General features: G+C 31.8%; 18 protein-coding genes. 9 read left to right on the top strand and 9 right to left on the bottom strand.

Features of this window, described 5'->3' with window-relative positions; all coding sequences use genetic code 11:
- Window positions 1-15 precede the first annotated feature (15 nt).
- From HOG88_RS06935 to HOG88_RS06925, 3 genes are read right to left on the bottom strand one after another with little or no spacing between them, the layout of a single operon-like run.
- Window positions 16-2889, bottom strand: coding sequence for a putative inorganic carbon transporter subunit DabA (locus HOG88_RS06935; protein WP_295004590.1), 2874 nt, complete (start codon window positions 2887-2889; stop codon window positions 16-18).
- Window positions 2877-3617, bottom strand: coding sequence for a hypothetical protein (locus HOG88_RS06930; RefSeq protein WP_295004587.1), 741 nt, complete (start codon window positions 3615-3617; stop codon window positions 2877-2879). Before HOG88_RS06930 ends, HOG88_RS06935 begins: the two co-directional genes overlap by 13 nt.
- Window positions 3614-5224 carry a proton-conducting transporter membrane subunit gene (locus tag HOG88_RS06925; protein WP_295004585.1) on the bottom strand — a complete coding sequence of 537 codons (1611 nt, stop codon included), beginning with the start codon at window positions 5222-5224 and terminating at the stop codon, window positions 3614-3616. The genes HOG88_RS06930 and HOG88_RS06925 overlap by 4 nt, the downstream gene beginning before the upstream one ends.
- A 720-nt stretch (window positions 5225-5944) precedes the next feature.
- Here HOG88_RS06925 and HOG88_RS06920 point away from each other — a divergent pair.
- The 7 genes from HOG88_RS06920 to HOG88_RS06890 all read left to right on the top strand — a co-directional run bounded on the left by HOG88_RS06920 (window position 5945) and on the right by HOG88_RS06890 (window position 11085).
- Window positions 5945-6169 carry a ferredoxin oxidoreductase gene (locus tag HOG88_RS06920; RefSeq protein WP_275756860.1) on the top strand — a complete coding sequence of 75 codons (225 nt, stop codon included), beginning with the start codon at window positions 5945-5947 and terminating at the stop codon, window positions 6167-6169.
- A 65-nt stretch (window positions 6170-6234) separates the two neighbouring features.
- Window positions 6235-6804: a carbon monoxide dehydrogenase beta subunit family protein gene (locus HOG88_RS06915; RefSeq protein ID WP_295004581.1), complete on the top strand. Its 570-nt coding sequence runs from the start codon at window positions 6235-6237 to the stop codon at window positions 6802-6804.
- 16 nt (window positions 6805-6820) lie between these two features.
- Window positions 6821-8020, top strand: a complete 1200-nt coding sequence (locus HOG88_RS06910; protein WP_295004579.1) for a transketolase C-terminal domain-containing protein — start codon at window positions 6821-6823, stop codon at window positions 8018-8020.
- 1 nt (window position 8021) lies between these two features.
- Complete coding sequence (locus HOG88_RS06905; RefSeq protein ID WP_295004577.1) at window positions 8022-8891, top strand: thiamine pyrophosphate-dependent enzyme; 870 nt, start codon at window positions 8022-8024, stop codon at window positions 8889-8891.
- Complete coding sequence (locus HOG88_RS06900; protein WP_295004575.1) at window positions 8891-9613, top strand: 2-oxoacid:acceptor oxidoreductase family protein; 723 nt, start codon at window positions 8891-8893, stop codon at window positions 9611-9613. The genes HOG88_RS06905 and HOG88_RS06900 overlap by 1 nt, the downstream gene beginning before the upstream one ends.
- Window positions 9614-9734: 121 nt before the next feature.
- Window positions 9735-10706: a GTP-binding protein gene (locus HOG88_RS06895; RefSeq protein WP_295004573.1), complete on the top strand. Its 972-nt coding sequence runs from the start codon at window positions 9735-9737 to the stop codon at window positions 10704-10706.
- A gap of 1 nt (window position 10707) precedes the next feature.
- Window positions 10708-11085, top strand: coding sequence for a hypothetical protein (locus tag HOG88_RS06890; protein ID WP_295004571.1), 378 nt, complete (start codon window positions 10708-10710; stop codon window positions 11083-11085).
- 34 nt (window positions 11086-11119) lie between these two features.
- On the opposite strand, the gene HOG88_RS06885 is transcribed toward HOG88_RS06890, so the two are convergent.
- Together HOG88_RS06885 and HOG88_RS06880 are read right to left on the bottom strand one after the other, a co-directional pair.
- A complete protein-coding gene (locus HOG88_RS06885) occupies window positions 11120-11425 on the bottom strand; it encodes a hypothetical protein (RefSeq protein WP_295004569.1) in 306 nt (101 codons plus the stop codon).
- A 109-nt stretch (window positions 11426-11534) separates the two neighbouring features.
- The gene (locus tag HOG88_RS06880) at window positions 11535-11837 is read right to left on the bottom strand and encodes a hypothetical protein (RefSeq protein ID WP_295004567.1); all 303 of its coding nucleotides are present in this window, start codon (window positions 11835-11837) and stop codon (window positions 11535-11537) included.
- Between the two features lie 226 nt (window positions 11838-12063).
- On the opposite strand from HOG88_RS06880, the gene HOG88_RS06875 reads away from it, so the two are divergent.
- Complete coding sequence (locus HOG88_RS06875; protein WP_295004565.1) at window positions 12064-12639, top strand: hypothetical protein; 576 nt, start codon at window positions 12064-12066, stop codon at window positions 12637-12639.
- 3 nt (window positions 12640-12642) lie between these two features.
- On the opposite strand, the gene HOG88_RS06870 is transcribed toward HOG88_RS06875, so the two are convergent.
- The 3 genes from HOG88_RS06870 to HOG88_RS06860 are packed head-to-tail and all read right to left on the bottom strand — an operon-like array spanning window position 12643 to window position 13940.
- On the bottom strand, window positions 12643-13110 hold the full coding sequence (locus HOG88_RS06870; RefSeq protein WP_295004563.1) for a hypothetical protein: 468 nt from the start codon (window positions 13108-13110) through the stop codon (window positions 12643-12645).
- A gap of 1 nt (window position 13111) precedes the next feature.
- Window positions 13112-13561, bottom strand: a complete 450-nt coding sequence (locus HOG88_RS06865) for a hypothetical protein (RefSeq protein WP_295004561.1) — start codon at window positions 13559-13561, stop codon at window positions 13112-13114.
- A 37-nt stretch (window positions 13562-13598) separates the two neighbouring features.
- Window positions 13599-13940 (bottom strand): hypothetical protein, encoded by a 342-nt coding sequence (locus tag HOG88_RS06860; protein ID WP_295004559.1) that lies wholly within the window; start codon window positions 13938-13940, stop codon window positions 13599-13601.
- 203 nt (window positions 13941-14143) lie between these two features.
- Here HOG88_RS06860 and HOG88_RS06855 point away from each other — a divergent pair, with 203 nt between their 5' ends.
- Window positions 14144-15415: a DNA polymerase IV gene (locus HOG88_RS06855; protein WP_295004557.1), complete on the top strand. Its 1272-nt coding sequence runs from the start codon at window positions 14144-14146 to the stop codon at window positions 15413-15415.
- Between the two features lie 155 nt (window positions 15416-15570).
- Here the strand turns inward: HOG88_RS06855 and HOG88_RS06850 are convergent, their stop codons facing one another.
- Window positions 15571-16056, bottom strand: a complete 486-nt coding sequence (locus HOG88_RS06850; protein ID WP_295004555.1) for a helix-turn-helix transcriptional regulator — start codon at window positions 16054-16056, stop codon at window positions 15571-15573.
- Window positions 16057-16293: the final 237 nt, after the last annotated feature.

Here is a 16293-nt window from a genome sequence, read left to right as displayed (position 1 = left end):
ATTTCCTTTTTTATTTTATAATTCTTTAATCACGATAAACTCACCATTTTCATATGAGTAAACCTTTTTTGCTGCTCTGTCTATTATAACAGGGCGTATCCATTCATTTAAAATAAACTCTTTTGCGACAGAGTTTTCTACCGCTTTTCCTACGGTCTCTAGTGGTGCTTCCATATATGTAAGAAGTCTAACCGGCTCATGATAAGCTTTACCCTCTAAAAATACAGACTGTGTTGGGAGACCAATTTTTAAGTCACTATAGTTACCATTAAATACGCCAATTTTTGAAACAACATTATGGTATACCTTAGAACCAGCACCATAGATAGCATTGTCCACTGTAGAGAAATAGTGCTCTAGATTAATCCATTCACCAACAACAAGTGGTCCATCAAAAATTCGAGTTAGTATATCAGCATTTTCATTATCTAATTTAGAATCATAAGAATGCATAAAAAGTCTATTACCAAAAGGCATGTGTTTAATACTATCTCTTGGACCAGTAAATACACCCATATTTCCAGCGAGTCCCCATTCTGGTCTAGTTTCTGACCAATCCATGGACTTAATCATGATATCATTTTCTGTTTCAGTATATGGTAATTGGACAATTCTTTCTTTACGCGCAATACTTGATGCCTTCTTAAAGTCTTCAATAACTTGAGAGAATCTTTGTTTTTCCGCTTGACTTAATATATCTGTATCGTGAAACTCTATCTCATCAGTTGATGTGATATGCATAGTTGGCATAAACTTTACATCAGCAGGAATAGTAATTCCTTTTTTGGCAATAGCTTCTCTTACATCTTGAGAGTTTGCTATCATACATAGTGCTCTATTATTAGGAAGACTACTACTTCCACCACATGCACCACAGTCAAGTGCAGACTCAAAAGGATTATTATCTGAGACACTAGAGTGTCCGGATAAAATCACAAATTCTGCAAAATTGTCAACTTGACCTATCATTGTTAAAAAGTTATACAAATACTGAGTTTTCTCTTCAAGAGTAAATCCAACTTTGGCAAGTTTCTTCTTTTGATACTCATAGTCTTCTGTTGATATATTGTAGCTACTCTCTAATTTACGTAATAAGTATGCTGGTATTTTCACAGATAGTTCATTTCCTAAAATTAAATGATCTCTTATTGACTGCACTTCTTCTTTAGAATATTTATCTGATGAGTTATTAACTAATACTTCAGTGATAATACTGATATGGAGTGTATTTACATACCCTGCTATCTCTTCATTAGACAACTTATCCATTGTATATCTTGTTTTAGGCTTTTGAGCTTTAAAATTTGAAAAGAATTTTGCAGTTTTTTGTGTTGCAAAAGTTTTACCAAAAAGGTTAATTCCAAAAATCCAACCAATAGCTTCAACCATAATATAAGGTGTATATGGATTGTTTTTTAAATCACTTATAACCTTTTTTGTAGTTTTATTTATAGTTTTTTTATACTTATATTCATCATCAACTTCTACCGCTAATTCAAAGATTATATTTCCAGGTGTTACTACTGCTGGGCATAGCGTTTGCTCATGAACCTTATCAAATTCAACAAATGATATAGGAAACCCAAGGAATCCACCTGCACCATAAGTTGTATAGTTACCAGTAGTCTCAATAGCACGTCTAGCAATTTCAGATCGAACATCTAAACACATTGTAACAGAAGCTAATGGTCTAGTTTGTTCGACTTCATCTGTTAACTTCATCTCATCTATAAATGAATGGATGTATGTATCTTCAAGAGATTTAAGCCAAATATAGCCCTCCTCTTCTCTTAAAACTTCCATAATCTTAGCAAGTTCTACTAATGGTATCTCACTGTTTTTCAATATATCATTTGAAAGGTGAACTTGTTTAGCATCTAGTTGAAGTTCTTCTTGTACATATCTTTCCAAAATATCTTCATAGTTTTTAGATTCTTCCATAGCATCAATGTATTTACCTGGTAAATTGTACTTATGCTTAATCATTTTAAGTATCACATAAGCACCATTTTCAAGTGCATAATCATGCAATAAATCAAAGTTGTTAATTTTTCTATGCTCCAAATAGACTACTTCATAATACAGTCTAATAGCCATATAGTCCATAAGTGATGATGGATTTTGTTGTTGTGAAAAATAATTAGGATCCTCAGAACGGTACTTAATAAATCCTGCCCAACCATGTTGTTTGAGTATATGGTTTAAAAGATATCTTTCTTTATTTTTAGCACGTAGTTTATCTAATGCTTCTTCTACAAATTTTTCAGAGTCATGAGGATAATCAAAATCTTCATAAAGCTTAAATGTCTCAAACATCCCAAGTTCTCTGTTTTCCATTGGTAAGGTAGCTTGATCTTCATCTAAAAAACGAGAAATAAATTCAATAATACTTTTTTCAATTACCTCTTTATCATCACGATAAAAAAGAATATCATTGATCTCATAAAGTGTCATATTCTTAGTAATCTGTTTTAGCCATCTCTCTTTATTATGGTAAGAAAATTCATCATCCAAGTAAGCAAGAAGTTCTTCATCAATCTCATGTTCTTTTGAATCGGCCTGCTTTCTAAAATGATTCCATTGAGGATTTACTTCAAGTAAACATTTCATCGCTAAATCATAATATTGAGCTAAGCCATCAATTTCAAGAATCTCTTTTAGATTTTTTTCTAAAAGAGAGTGTGAAATTTTTCTCTCATTATAAAATTTTAAATAATAAGATGGCTCCATATATACTTTCCCACCATATATCTTTTTTGCTTTACTAAGCCCATCTTTAAAGTTAAGATGCTCAAAACCTTTTAATGGATTATGGTGAATGAATGAGCCAATTGGCCAATAATGTGGCACTGTGTTTTTAATAGCGTTTAGTTTATCTATAATACCCATAGAAGTATCTCCCTAATTCCATGAATACTTAATAATATAAGTAAAATTATTATAATAAAATGAGTAATTTTTTCTTTAAAATTCAAATCTACATAATGTATATTTGGATTAGTTTTCCCAAAAATTGATTTTTCTAATACTTTCATAGAAACCAAAAAGTTACCAAAGTATAAAGTAATAACAACTATAAACCACAGTAAGTCCGCTTCACTGTTAAAAATATATGTTAAAAAGAACAAAGAGTTTGGTAAAGGTGGATAAAGTCCAATACTGATCAGATATACTGTAATATGAATTCCTACCAAAGGAGTTGCAAGTGTTATACCTCTAACGTAAAGGTAGTTAGCACTTCCGTAATGCTTCTCATAAAAACTAGCAATTGCATAGATACCAATAAGTGAGACGAGTAATGACAAACTATAGAATGCCCCATGACTTTCAAAAAGCATGAAAAAAGGTGCATTCATAAAAATAAAATAATATGCTAGTTTATAAAAGTTTGTTGTTTGTGTTGCTCTGTATATGGAATAGAGTGCACTCAAAAACGAGATAATAACAAATTGTGTTGGTATTTCCTTCTCAATAAAAAAAGTAAGTATAATCGCTATTAATAGAAATAATCCACTCACTTTAAATATAGATTTACTACTAAAAATATCACTTTTTTCTAAAATAAGATAATAAGGTAATCCACCAGCTAAAAGAAGAAAGAAAATATTAGCAATCATAGTTTCCCCTTCTTTGAACTATTAAATATTTCAAAATAGTATCCCTCTTTTACGAGTAGTTTATAAAATGACCACTTTGTTTTATTTGGACTGTCTGTCTTCATTGGTTTATCTACAATATGCCGTTTATAAATAAAAAACCATCCACTTATCATGATAAGAAAAAGTACTACCAATGAACTCACTAAAGTTACGTTAAGTGTAGCCGCTTCATAAAAGAGTAAAGAGTCTTTGCCATAAAGGAAATGTTCTAAACTCAAACCAATAAACTCATAGGTAAATAGAACTACTACAAATGAACTAACAATTCCTAATATAGCTTTGATAGAATCAAATTTAGACACTTTAAAAAAGGATAAGAAAAGTTGAGTCCCTGTGAGCCAAGCAAATGCTAAAATAACGATAGCTGCATTAAACTCGAAGAATTCCGGGGCAAGTACTACTTTTATTCCAATAAATGCAAGAACAGGAACGAGAGTAAAAAGCACCATGAGTTTGAATGTTTTAGTACTCTTAAATTTTGTATCTTGTTGAGAAAAAGTTTTATGTGAAAGACGCTCTGGAATATTTGGATCTTTTCTAGCATATTTTATTATACTACCTGACTCTAAGAAGAGTGAAGCTTTAAAAATCCCATGAACAATAAGATGATAGATGGCAAGACTAAAAGCACCTAAACCTATTTCCATCATCATATAACCCATTTGGCCCACAGTTGAATAACCAAGTGAACGTTTAATATCTGATACTACAAGCATAAGCATTGATACAAAAATAGCAGTAAAGAGACCAACTACAAATGCAAGATTTAATACCATAGGTGTTAGTATAAGTAAATATGCCATTTTGTTAAGTAAGATTCCTCCAACATTTACAACACCAGCATGCATTAAACCTGATACCGGAGTAGGTGCTTCCGATGTGTAAGGTAACCATATATGAAATGGTACAATAGCAGATTTCATCATAGCAGCCAATAAATAAAGTAGTCCTACTGCAAATATCATTGGATCGTTAATAGGGCTTTGGGACATTATTAGCCATTTCTCTTTTAATACTACTAAATCAAAACTTCCAAAAGTTTGGTATGTTAGAATAACTGCAAGGAGAAATACAAAGTCAGCACTTTTATGAATGTACATAGTCCATCTTGCATTTTTTACAGCAGTTTTAGAACCTACATTAAATGATACTAATAGATATAAACCAACACTCATAAGCTGCCAAGCCAATGCGAGGACAATAAGATTGTTACTCATTACAAGTAAGTAGATCGATGCAAAGATAAAATTTAATAGGATAAAGAATCTTTTATATCCTGCTTCATCCCACATATACTTAGTCGCATACTTTCGAATTACCAAGCCGAGAATCGCAACATAAGGGACTAGTATTGCTGAAAGTTCATTGTAGATCAGTAGTCCATCAAAGCCTATTATCTGTGTATCATTACTGATAACATAATATGACCCCAAAAGTGCAAGTAATGCAATCATACTTGAAAGCATGATACTAATTTTAGGAATTAACTCTTTCTTTTTGATAAAAAAGAGAAGAAAAGCTATGCCAATGGGTATAATTGGAATAAGTAATATAATTTTTTCCACTAAAACTCCTATTTTCCACTAAAAATCTTTAAGAACTAAAGTATTGGTACACCTCTTACTCTAATACACTTATTATTATAGATGAATATTTTTAAATCTAGTCAATAATAAAGAAAGTTATTCACAAGATTGAACCTTGGCACTTCTAATAGTTACATTTATCAATAATATAATTTACAGCCATAATTATTTAAGAACTATTTTTAACATTTTAACTTTTAATTTAAGTTAAATGTTGAAATAGAAATAAATTCTACAGTAAAAACTTAGGAAGCAACAACTTACATAACATATTTATCAGCTCAATCATTTTCCATATAACATCAAGTGTTACTTATTCTTACATATTTACACTTTATCAAAATATTCTATTAGTATCAGTACAACTGGCTTAAATGAAGAATTACCCACAATAAAAATCAATAATAAAACTATAAAATCCCAAGAATAGGCCTATCTAGCCAAGGTATATTTCATTCAATTAAGGAGATAAATTTATTAATAAAATAATTTTAGATAATAAGTTAAAGAAAGGTTAAAGCCTTTTTCAGTAAAATCACAATTGAAAAACATAAAATGTAGCTGATATAATGTGTTATGAATATGGTAAATACTTGTTCTTAAAGATTATTATATTATAGTTGTGTTGAGGCTACATTACCAAATTATTAGTTATTGACATAAATGGTATCTATGTTTAAAGTCATCATAGGAGAAAAAATGTATTATGTAGCAAAAGTTAATTCTGACATGTGTGCTGAGTATAAATGTAACACATGTACACTATATTGTCCAGAAGCGAATACGCTAATGTTCAATAAAGACGGAAATACATCTTGGGTAGATGAAGATAGATGTAAAGGGTGTGCACTATGTGTATACGTTTGTACTGACATGTTAGATCGTAATTGTATTACGATGGAAATGGCTGGACACGAAGAATAGTTAAGTATTTAATTTATATCTAATTTAAACTTATATTATAAAATAATAAATTTATAGGAGAACTTATGGCAAATCAAGGTCCTGCGTATTACTCACCGTATCCTGCGGCAGTATATGAAGGTGTAATTACACCACCAGAGGGTAAAGCACTTTTACTTGAAACAGTAGTAGATGAAGAAGTTGCAATGAGAGAAATTGCAAAAGTTATGTTGACTAAAGAAAATGCAACAATTTTTCCTGGTCCACAAGTATTATACGGTTATAACGAAGAAGCTAAGAAAAAAGCTACTCTTATAAAAGAGATGGCAGAAGTTCTTAATGCTAAAATGATTCCAATGTATGACTATAGACCAAAGTATCCAAAAATTGATGCTGAAGTTGAAATCAATCCAAATCATCCAAACTTAACAATTTGGCATAACAATATCAAAGCAGCAATCTTTATTGGTGTTCACTGTCATTATGCTAACGTTGCGTTAAAAATGGTTAGATGTGAAACTGATTGTTATACAGTTGCAATTTGTGGTCTTTCTGGACACGAAGATGCTATGGCAACATTAAGAGATCAACATTCTTCAGAGCTTGAGAAATTTATCAAGATAGCTAGAGAAGTAAAATCAGAACTAAAATTATAAGAGAAGGAGATAAACAATGAGTAGAATTACTGATATGACAGACACACATAATTGGTCTGGACAAAAATTAGTTACAGCAGATCACATGCTTTTCGATGCTCCAAGAGAAAAACACTTCATGACTGGTTCAGAAGTTTTAAAAGAAGCAATAAAAAGATGTACAGTTGATGCATCTGTATCATACCCTATTACACCACAATCAGAAGCAGCTCACCTTATTGGTGAACTATGGGCTGAAGGTTATGTAGGTACATACTTCCGTGGAGAAAATGAATTTGGTGTAATGTCAGAGGTTGCAGGATGTGCAATGGCTGGTGCTAGAACAGTTACTACTACTTCAGGTCCAGGTACACTTAGAGCAATGGAAAACTTTCCACAATGGTCTGGTACAAGAATTCCTTGTCAACTAGTACTTATGGCTCGTGGTATTAATTCACCACTAACTATTCAACCAGATAACTTAGAAGTTTCATTTATGTTAGAAACTGGTTGTATGATTTGGTATGCTGAAAACGTACAAGAATTATTTGACATGTCAATTGCTGCATTCATCGTTGCTGAAAAGCCTGATGTTCACGTTCCAATTGTTACTGTTGTTGATGGTTTCTTTGTATCTCACACAAGAGAATCTGTAATGTTACCAGCGGACGACATTGCTCTTTTCCCTTATGAGCCATATAAATCTCCATTACCTCCGATTGATTCTGAAACTCCTCCTGGACGTTTTTTAAGAGATCCATTTGTAATGAAGTCTAACTATATTTCTTATGCAACTCATGCTTCATGGCAATGGGAAGTAAGATCTGCGGTTGAGCGTTCACGTCCATATGCTGAGCATTTCTTAAATGGTCTTGTACATACAACTGGAAATGAAGATGCTACAATCGCATTTGTTACTTGTGGAACTGCTTCTCATCAAGCAAAAGAAGCACAAAGAGACTTAGAGAAACAAGGCATTAAGACTAAGGTTATAAAACTTAGAACAATTAGACCTTTCCCAACTAAAGAACTTCTTGCTGCACTTGATGGTGTTACAGATGTTTTCGTACCTGAATTCAACGTTGTTGGTTGGTTAGAAAAAGAAGTTAAAACTGCTCTTTATAATAAACATAGTGCTGCTATAGTTGGCGGTCCAAGAGTTGCTGGTGGTATGAGTATGCCTTCTGAAGCAATTCAAAAAGAAGTATTTGAACACATTAACGGAAAAGGAGCATAGTATGGCAATAGATATATATAAAATCAATCCTGAATTTAGAGACATTATGCCTAAAGAGATCATTGATCTTGAAGAGAACGCTACATGGGCTCAAAACCAAGAGAAACCTCGTGGTATTAAAGAGCTTCCAGAAACAAAAGAGATTCTTGAAGAACACTCATTATGTGCTGGTTGTCCAGAAGCTGCTGCTTTAAGATATGTGCTTTCTGCACTACCTAAACCAGAAGAAACAATCATTGTTAACTCAACTGGTTGCACATCTTTAATGTTCCCACACATTGCTCTTCATACTGTTCACTCACTTTTTGGTAACCAAAATGCTGTTGCAACTGGTATCAGAAGAGTTTTAGACTGGAGATTTCCAGATACTGAAAAAGATGTTGTTGTTCTAGCTGGTGACGGTGCTACTGTTGATATCGGTCTTGACTACACACTTCAATCTTTCTTTAGACAAGAAAATATCACTACAATCTGTTTTGATAATGAAGTTTATGCAAACACAGGTGGACAAGAATCTGGAGCTACTCCAAAAGGTCAAGTTTTTAAAATGGCACCTACTGGTAAGAAGTTCGAAAAAGTAAAAATGTGGGAATTAGCTGTAACATCTGGCTGTCACTACTCTATGAATATGACTGCATCTGCTCCAAAATCAGTTGCTAAAGCTGTTAGAGAAGCGATTTTAGTTGCTAGAGAAATCGGACCAACATTCCTTAACATTTATACTCCTTGTATTCTTGAAATTGGACTAAGTGCTAATGAAGGTCTTGGCGAAATGAAAGATCAAGATAAAGATAGATTTGCTAGTTTCAAGCATGTTTCACCAGAAGCAGAAGAGTTCTTGAAAAAATGTAAAGCAGAAGGAAAGTTATAATGGCTAAAGATTCAATAAAAGTAAGACTTCCAGGTCTAGGTGGACAAGGTGCAGTTACAGCTGCACACATTGCTGCAACTGCTGCTGATACTGATGGTTACTATGCTGTTTCTAATCCATTTTTTGGTGCAGAAAAGCGTATGGCTCCATCTGAGTCTTATACAAGAATTGGTACAGTGCCTATTTATGATAGAGGGGAAGTAATTTATCCTGATATCATTATGATTTTCCACCCACAAGTTATTACTATGGGTAAGTCATACACTATGCCTTTTTATGCTGGTATTAAAGAAAATGGTTTAGTTATCATTAACTCTGATAGAGATCTTTTAACTGATACAGATAAAAAAATACTAGATGACTTAAATGTAAAAGTTTTAACTCATGACTTTACACAGTTTGCTATTGATGAAGCTGGTACTGAACTTGCAACTAACATGGCTATGTTAGGTGCATTATTTGGTGCTCTTGGTACAGTTTCTAAACCGGCTATTGAAGAGGGAATCAAAGATAGATTCCTTAAGAAATATACAGCTTCTGGTGGTACTGCTACACTTGACTCAGTAATTGAAAAGAAATTTAAAAAGAAACAAGAACTTATTGACAAAAACTTGTCAACTGCATCAGCTGCTTATGATTTAACAGCTGCATGGGCTAAGGAAGTTGGTCTTGAGCCAATTTTAGAGCCTTCTAAAAACAACAACGGTAACCTACCAAAATAAATCTTATAACTGTGCTTAGGCACAGTCGTACTCACCCTCTATAAACAAATACCCACAAACTTTTTTTATAAACACTTACGACAAGAGCTTATTAAATAAGTTTTATTAACAAGGAATACACATGGTACAGTCATTTATAATAACAGGATTTTTAGGTGTTGGAAAAACTACAATGCTTACAAATACTGTTAAAGAACACTTCAGCGATAAAAAGGTTGCCATTGTAGTCAATGAATTTGGCGACATAGGTATAGATGGTGACATCCTCAGTAATGTATATAGTGAAGTACTTGAAATATCAGAAGGCTGTATCTGTTGTCAGCTTGCTGAAGAGTTTGAAAGTGGTGTCATTGAAATAATGAATAAGTATAATCCTGAGATAATCTTTGTAGAGACTTCAGGAGCATCTGAACCCTTCCCTATCTTTCTCTCTATGCAAAACCTAGGTATCTCTGTTGAAGGTGTTATCTGTGTAGTAGATTCTAAAAATCTTAACTCTTACAAAGACAACTCAACTGCCCAATACCAAATTGGTGGTTCAAATATCATCGTACTAAATAAAACTGACCTAGTTGATGACAAAGAGCTAGAAGCTGTCAAGCAAGATGTCATTAAAATAAAAGAAGAGTTCAATATTAAAAATACTATGACCGGCAAAACTGTTTTCAATAGCTATGTGATTAATAGTGCCGAACGAGGAATTGTTAATAAAGAAGTCTTTGAAGGTATTTATAAAATTGATGAAATCATAGGATTAGCAAACGATTATAAACATGACAACCACACGACAGAAGATTCAATTACTCAAAAAGTTGCTTATCTTAAAGAAGATATTGTCTTTAATGATGTAGATGAAATACTAAATAATATTCCCGATAGCGTATATAGAGTTAAGGGCATAGTAAAAGTTAAAGATGTAGCAAACCCCTTAGTTATAAATTACTCATTTGGTAATGTCTCTTTTGATGAACTAGACGCTTATGAAGAGCCATCTATCATGATTTTTATTGGTGAATCAATAGATAATGATGTGATTGAATTATGTAGTAAGTTTGAGTATTTGAATATGCCTCAGTTTAGAGTAGGTAAATAATATGACTGAACAATCTAAAATTATTGCAGAATTACATATATTAATTATGGCTATATTAAAGAATGGGTCTGCATCTGTAGAACAAGGTCATGAACTGGATAAACTAGAAGATATACTCTTACAACAAAATTGTTTTAAAGAGATGAAAGATTCTGAGTACACATATCAGGGAGAAGAAATAGCAGCTCTCTTTTTAAGTAACTCATATAACCAAGCAATAGATAAAATGTGCGAATATAATATTTTACCTGAAGATTTTTTTGGATTTACACAATACCACTTTGACGAAGATGATGATGAAGAAGAAGAACTTGTAAAAATGTTTACGAATAATTTTATATCAGAAGTTGTTAAAGCCCATAAAATACATTCAAAATAATCTAACTCTCAATTCTATGTTTTAAGGGATGGTATTATCCCATCTCTACAGAATCAATTTCAGCCTTAAACTCTACAATTGAAGCAGTAACATGGTTAGCTATATCTTCTACTGTATCTTCCAGTGCTGTACTCCCTAGATGAACTTTCCTAGTACGTTTATTATACTCACTAACTACATATGTCAGTAAAATATAGGGATGATCAGATGATTCATGATCAGTTTTAATTGTCACTTCTACTCCAGGAATAAAGTAATCGATATCAATATCAGGATCGACCATTGATTTATTCACCAAAGAAACTAATTTTTCCAGTTTTGTTTTAAGTGTTGCATTCATAATAATTCTCCATAGATAGTTTCTATTCTAATTAAGGATGGTGACATTCTAGTACTTACTATAATTTATTTCCTCATTGATACATTAATTGTATAAACAAGTACACCTTTTAGCCCATTGTAAAGGCATCGGACTCATCTTTAAATGCTTCCATTGACAATATTACGTGTTGGGCTAAATCTTTCTCTGTACATTGAAGAGCTGCCTTACCTAAACTAACCTTCTTGGTCGGTTGAGTCTCATTCGCAGTATATGTTAATAAAATATAAGGATTCCCGTTTACACTACAGGCATCCGATGTTGTTTCTACTTCTGGGATACAATATTCAAGATCCATTTCTGGATCTGCATCTGCTGCATCATTCACAAGCGCTACGATTTTTTCCAGTTGTAATTTAAGTTCTGCTTTCATAATAATTCTCCTATAATATAGCGAGTTTTAATATCTTTTTCACATCCTTTACTTAAATGGTATCACTAAAATTAATGAGTCTTTATTTTATCTCATACTACTAAAAATGATTAAGAAAACTTTAAAACCTTTAGTTAAACAAAAAAAATGAATAAGATTTGTTGTTTAATTGTAACCATGTATAACTTCATGTTAAAATACGAAAAATATTTATATGGAGATGAAAATGGATAATCTGAAAGCTTTTCTTGAAAATGATGATGGAGATGGTCTTATTCAAGAAAAAAAGAGTGAAACAGCTTCTTCCAAAAAAAATCTTAGTAATACTATGAAAAAGAATATGGAGCTTGCTAAGATGTGGGAAGATGCAGCCGAGTATGAAGAAGAATTAGAAACTTTTGAAAAAGAGTTTGCAATTATCAATGCAAATTCTTTAAAAAACCTTCCAGCAGCCTTAACTCAAGAACTCCCAGATGAAGAAAGAAATTATGCAGATGAGCTAAAATCTATCTTGACAGCTATCTGGACTTATAAAGTAGAAACTGAAAAAACCCATCCAAATGAACAATTAGAACTTATCAAAGAAGTAGAATTCTCTGAAGTCATTGAAAAACTAACCACTATGAATCCAGATTATAGTGGTGATTTTGAAAAAGAAGTGAAATTGGCTTTAGTAAAAAGATGGGAAATGCTTATAGAAATAAAAAAAGAGCATATAAAAGAAGAAGAAGATGAGCTTTACATAGCAGGGCTTAAACCAAGTTTTGTAAAAAGAATGTATAAACAGCTCCTAGCAAAATAAATTTTATTTTGCTAGAAACTCGATCTCATCAATTGAAAAATCTTTTAGCTTATCTATTAACCATAAGTGAGCTTTTGAGTTTTCACTAACAAAGAAAGAAATCAATCCTCCATCCTCATCATTTTTAACAAGAATACTATCGTTGTTATTTTCTGCCCATGCAGATAAAGAACCGTACTCTATATATTTATTATCTATCACATAACTTTGTAACATTATTTCTTTTTCTAGAGAGTAAAAAAGAAATCTTTTAGAAGCTATGTCTTCTATCGTTGCTGGGACACTAGAACTAAAATTATGTACTTCATATTCAAAACTTTCTAAAAATTCAGATATGAAATTCTTTGTCCAAGCAAGTACTTGTTTCATGCACTTAGAGGTTGCTGGGTCAGTATTATCCCGATCTAGATATGCTGTATTATAGTCTTTACAAATGTTGCTGTAATCAATTCCAATACCAATAATACTCATACTAAACCTCTTTTAATACCTTAACCTCATTTCCAACAGCTAGTTGACCGTACTCTACTGGAGTAACAAAAATACCACGTTGTCCATGAATAAGCTCTGGAAGTTCAGGTGCAAATGCGTATAAATAACGGTAGCTTTCACATGGTCCATTTACTTCAAATATAACATCGCCAATTTCAATGAGTGATCCTGCTTTTAGATGGTTAATATCAACATCTACATAGATATCTTCCATTAAAACGCCCTGATCCACAACTAGTTCTGCTTCTTCTATAATGTCATAGCTTTTTTTTGAAACAATAACCATCTTATGGTCAGAACCATTCTCATAGTCTCTACTACCCATGATACCATCTTCATCACAATCCATGTCTTCAACACTCATGCGGTGACCTGCACGTATCATATCAGGCATTGTCATGTATAGTGTAAGTACTTTTCCAGTTGTCATTTTTCTTCCTTAATTAAAATTATAATAATTTTTTTGTTTATACTTCTTCGATTGTAATACCCGTGGAAATTATATATAATGGTGCACTACGTACATGTAGCATTGCAGTTCCACTACCTAGTGCAAAACCGAATAAACCATGCTCTTTAATCATGCTAACCCCGAATCCCATATCGAGATAACCGAGGACACTATTAACTAGTATTCTTTCTTCTTTAATGCCAGTAAATGTTACTTTAACACTACTCAAATCTTCGCCATCATCATCTTGTACTACTATTGTAATAACTTTTGAAGAGTCTGAAATTTCTTCAATCCAACGCATTTGAGCATATTTAAAGTCTTCATACTTTTCTAATAAAGCAGTAATTTTTTCCATTATTGTCCTTTTCGTAATTAGACTCGTATTTTATCAACTCAAGACTATAATAGCCCTGAAGATAATGCTTACATTGATTCTACATAGAACTATTAAAGTTCATAGATATATCAGGTAAATATATGTCTATATGCCATTAAATAACATATCTATTCTTTTATCTATTATAATCTATTTATACTCATAATATAGGACTGTATAAGTTGAAAATTCATATTGACATCGATTGTTTTTTTGTAAGTGCTGCAAGAATAAAAGACCCGTCATTAAACAATAAACCTGTTGCTATAGGGGGGAGAAGTGATACTAAAATATTTAATTCTAATGAAAAAAAACAGACTGTTAGTTTTGAAAACTCTGGCTCATTTGTACCCACATTTTTTAAAGAGCATGAAGAGAGTGATGATGATTTAGATGCTTTTAAAGATGCAGATGGACGAGTTAGGGGAATTCTCACAACATCCTCATATGAAGCAAGAGCATATGGTATTAAAACAGCTATGAGCATCAAAGAAGCACTACAGCTTTGTCCTCATCTCACTATTAAATCGCCCAATATGTCACTCTATCAAAAACTCTCTCATGAACTTCATGAATATTTACAAAGTAAAATTCCTCTTGTTGAACAAGCGAGTATAGATGAATTTTATGGTGATTTAGAAGGATGGATAGAGGATGATGAAGTTCAAGGATTTATTACTCATCTCAAAGAGGAAATACTAGAAATTATTAAACTACCGGTATCTATTGGTGTAGCAAAAACAAGATATATAGCAAAACTTGCAACAACAGCAGCAAAACCATTTGGATGTAAAATAGTCCTACCCCATGAACTCAATAGCTTTATAGATAACATTCCTATTGGGGAATTTGCCGGAATTGGTAAAAGCATGAAAGAGAAGTTGCAATCTGTTCACATACATACATTAGGTACATTAAGAGCAAGTCGTGGCGTGGTAGAGTCATGGAGTCCTTACTCAAAAGAACTATATAAAAGAGTTTGTGGTTTAACCGATTCACCAATACAATCTACACATAAAAGAAAGTCCATAGGTATCTCTAGAACCTTTGATGCACTCTATGATAGGGATGAGTTGCAAAGAAGAGTCCATGTACTTGCAAGACACCTTAGTTATGCAATTTTGAAGCTAAATGTTATCCCAACTGTTTTTCATCTGAGTATATCCTATGAAATGAATCAGAATTCTCATAAAAATATATCACTTGCAGAAATTTTTACTGAAAAAAAATTCGACTCATTGTGCTTATCCCTTTTTAATGAAGCTGATTCTCAAAAACGCCTACACATTATTCGACTCAGTATTAACTGTTCAAGTTTTACAAGAGACTCGCGAAAAGAATTGTCGCTTATTGGTTTTAATGACGAACAGAGAATGAAAAACCTTACAAAATCTACACAAATTTTACGAGAAAAATATGGACTCGATATTTTTAAGTGGGGAAGTGAATTATAAAGTTTACTTATTGTATTATATTATTTATAAGAGCCACTTACAGATTCAATTTCTAAAAGTAGTTAATTTTTATTCATCGTAACTGAAGTTTTAAAACTTATTTTACAAGCTAAAATAAAGAAAACTATCACTGAATCTTAAGAAAAATTATAAAGTCAGAATTCCATATTATTCAATTTTTCATACTCCTCAAGTTTTACCAAAACTCTATCCATAAAATCAACAGGAGCATACTTTAGAAGCTCAGTAAATTTTTCATCTGAAGTTTTTGAGTTCATAATAACTTCACCATAGTTTATATTGATATCATTATGAATCTGAGAGCTAATAAAATGATTAAAATATTCTAGTTCTTCTTTTGGAGCATTTTGTAAGAAATATTTAAAACATTTTTTTCTACTCTCTACTGATGTGTCAAATAGTTCTTGTTCTGTTACACCAAGTACTTCTGCAACATAAGATATTAGTTCTACTGGTATATTTATTCGCCCATTTAAATAACTGTATATTGCTGATACTGATGGAACTTCCCCTATACGTCTAACAGTTGGTTTTAACTCTAATAACCTTTGAGTAAAGTATTTTTTTGACATACCTTGTTGTTTAATTATTTTATTTATATTTTCTTGTACAAGAAGCATAATATACACCTTTAATAGTTAATTACCATTAAACTGTAAATATAAAGAGTTAACTATAAATTAATATACACTATGTATAATATATTAATTTAAAACAAAGCCTTTTTATAAAGAATAACTTAAAAAGCAAAGAAATTAAGAAATAGACATCAGTTTATCAACAATATTATTTCAAAGAACAATGCAAGAGCTAAATCTTGCAAAGTTTGATTTTTTAAATACTCTTTTTAAAAGTTC

The sequence above is a fragment of the Sulfurimonas sp. genome (assembly GCF_018698455.1).
Taxonomy (GTDB): Bacteria; Campylobacterota; Campylobacteria; order Campylobacterales; family Sulfurimonadaceae; genus Sulfurimonas.
The sequence above is the reverse complement of the archived record's forward strand: the minus strand, read 5'-3'. Positions and strand labels throughout refer to the sequence as shown.

Excerpts from the sequence above, each read along its gene's own strand:
- HOG88_RS06935 (WP_295004590.1), bottom strand. The coding sequence starts at position 2,889 with ATGGGTATTATAGATAAACTAAACGCTATTAAAAACACAGTGCCACAT.
- HOG88_RS06930 (WP_295004587.1), bottom strand. The coding sequence starts at position 3,617 with ATGATTGCTAATATTTTCTTTCTTCTTTTAGCTGGTGGATTACCTTAT.
- HOG88_RS06920 (WP_275756860.1), top strand. The coding sequence starts at position 5,945 with ATGTATTATGTAGCAAAAGTTAATTCTGACATGTGTGCTGAGTATAAA.
- HOG88_RS06915 (WP_295004581.1), top strand. The coding sequence starts at position 6,235 with ATGGCAAATCAAGGTCCTGCGTATTACTCACCGTATCCTGCGGCAGTA.
- HOG88_RS06910 (WP_295004579.1), top strand. The coding sequence starts at position 6,821 with ATGAGTAGAATTACTGATATGACAGACACACATAATTGGTCTGGACAA.
- HOG88_RS06905 (WP_295004577.1), top strand. The coding sequence starts at position 8,022 with ATGGCAATAGATATATATAAAATCAATCCTGAATTTAGAGACATTATG.
- HOG88_RS06900 (WP_295004575.1), top strand. The coding sequence starts at position 8,891 with ATGGCTAAAGATTCAATAAAAGTAAGACTTCCAGGTCTAGGTGGACAA.
- HOG88_RS06895 (WP_295004573.1), top strand. The coding sequence starts at position 9,735 with ATGGTACAGTCATTTATAATAACAGGATTTTTAGGTGTTGGAAAAACT.
- HOG88_RS06890 (WP_295004571.1), top strand. The coding sequence starts at position 10,708 with ATGACTGAACAATCTAAAATTATTGCAGAATTACATATATTAATTATG.
- HOG88_RS06885 (WP_295004569.1), bottom strand. The coding sequence starts at position 11,425 with ATGAATGCAACACTTAAAACAAAACTGGAAAAATTAGTTTCTTTGGTG.
- HOG88_RS06880 (WP_295004567.1), bottom strand. The coding sequence starts at position 11,837 with ATGAAAGCAGAACTTAAATTACAACTGGAAAAAATCGTAGCGCTTGTG.
- HOG88_RS06875 (WP_295004565.1), top strand. The coding sequence starts at position 12,064 with ATGGATAATCTGAAAGCTTTTCTTGAAAATGATGATGGAGATGGTCTT.
- HOG88_RS06870 (WP_295004563.1), bottom strand. The coding sequence starts at position 13,110 with ATGAGTATTATTGGTATTGGAATTGATTACAGCAACATTTGTAAAGAC.
- HOG88_RS06865 (WP_295004561.1), bottom strand. The coding sequence starts at position 13,561 with ATGACAACTGGAAAAGTACTTACACTATACATGACAATGCCTGATATG.
- HOG88_RS06860 (WP_295004559.1), bottom strand. The coding sequence starts at position 13,940 with ATGGAAAAAATTACTGCTTTATTAGAAAAGTATGAAGACTTTAAATAT.
- HOG88_RS06850 (WP_295004555.1), bottom strand. The coding sequence starts at position 16,056 with ATGCTTCTTGTACAAGAAAATATAAATAAAATAATTAAACAACAAGGT.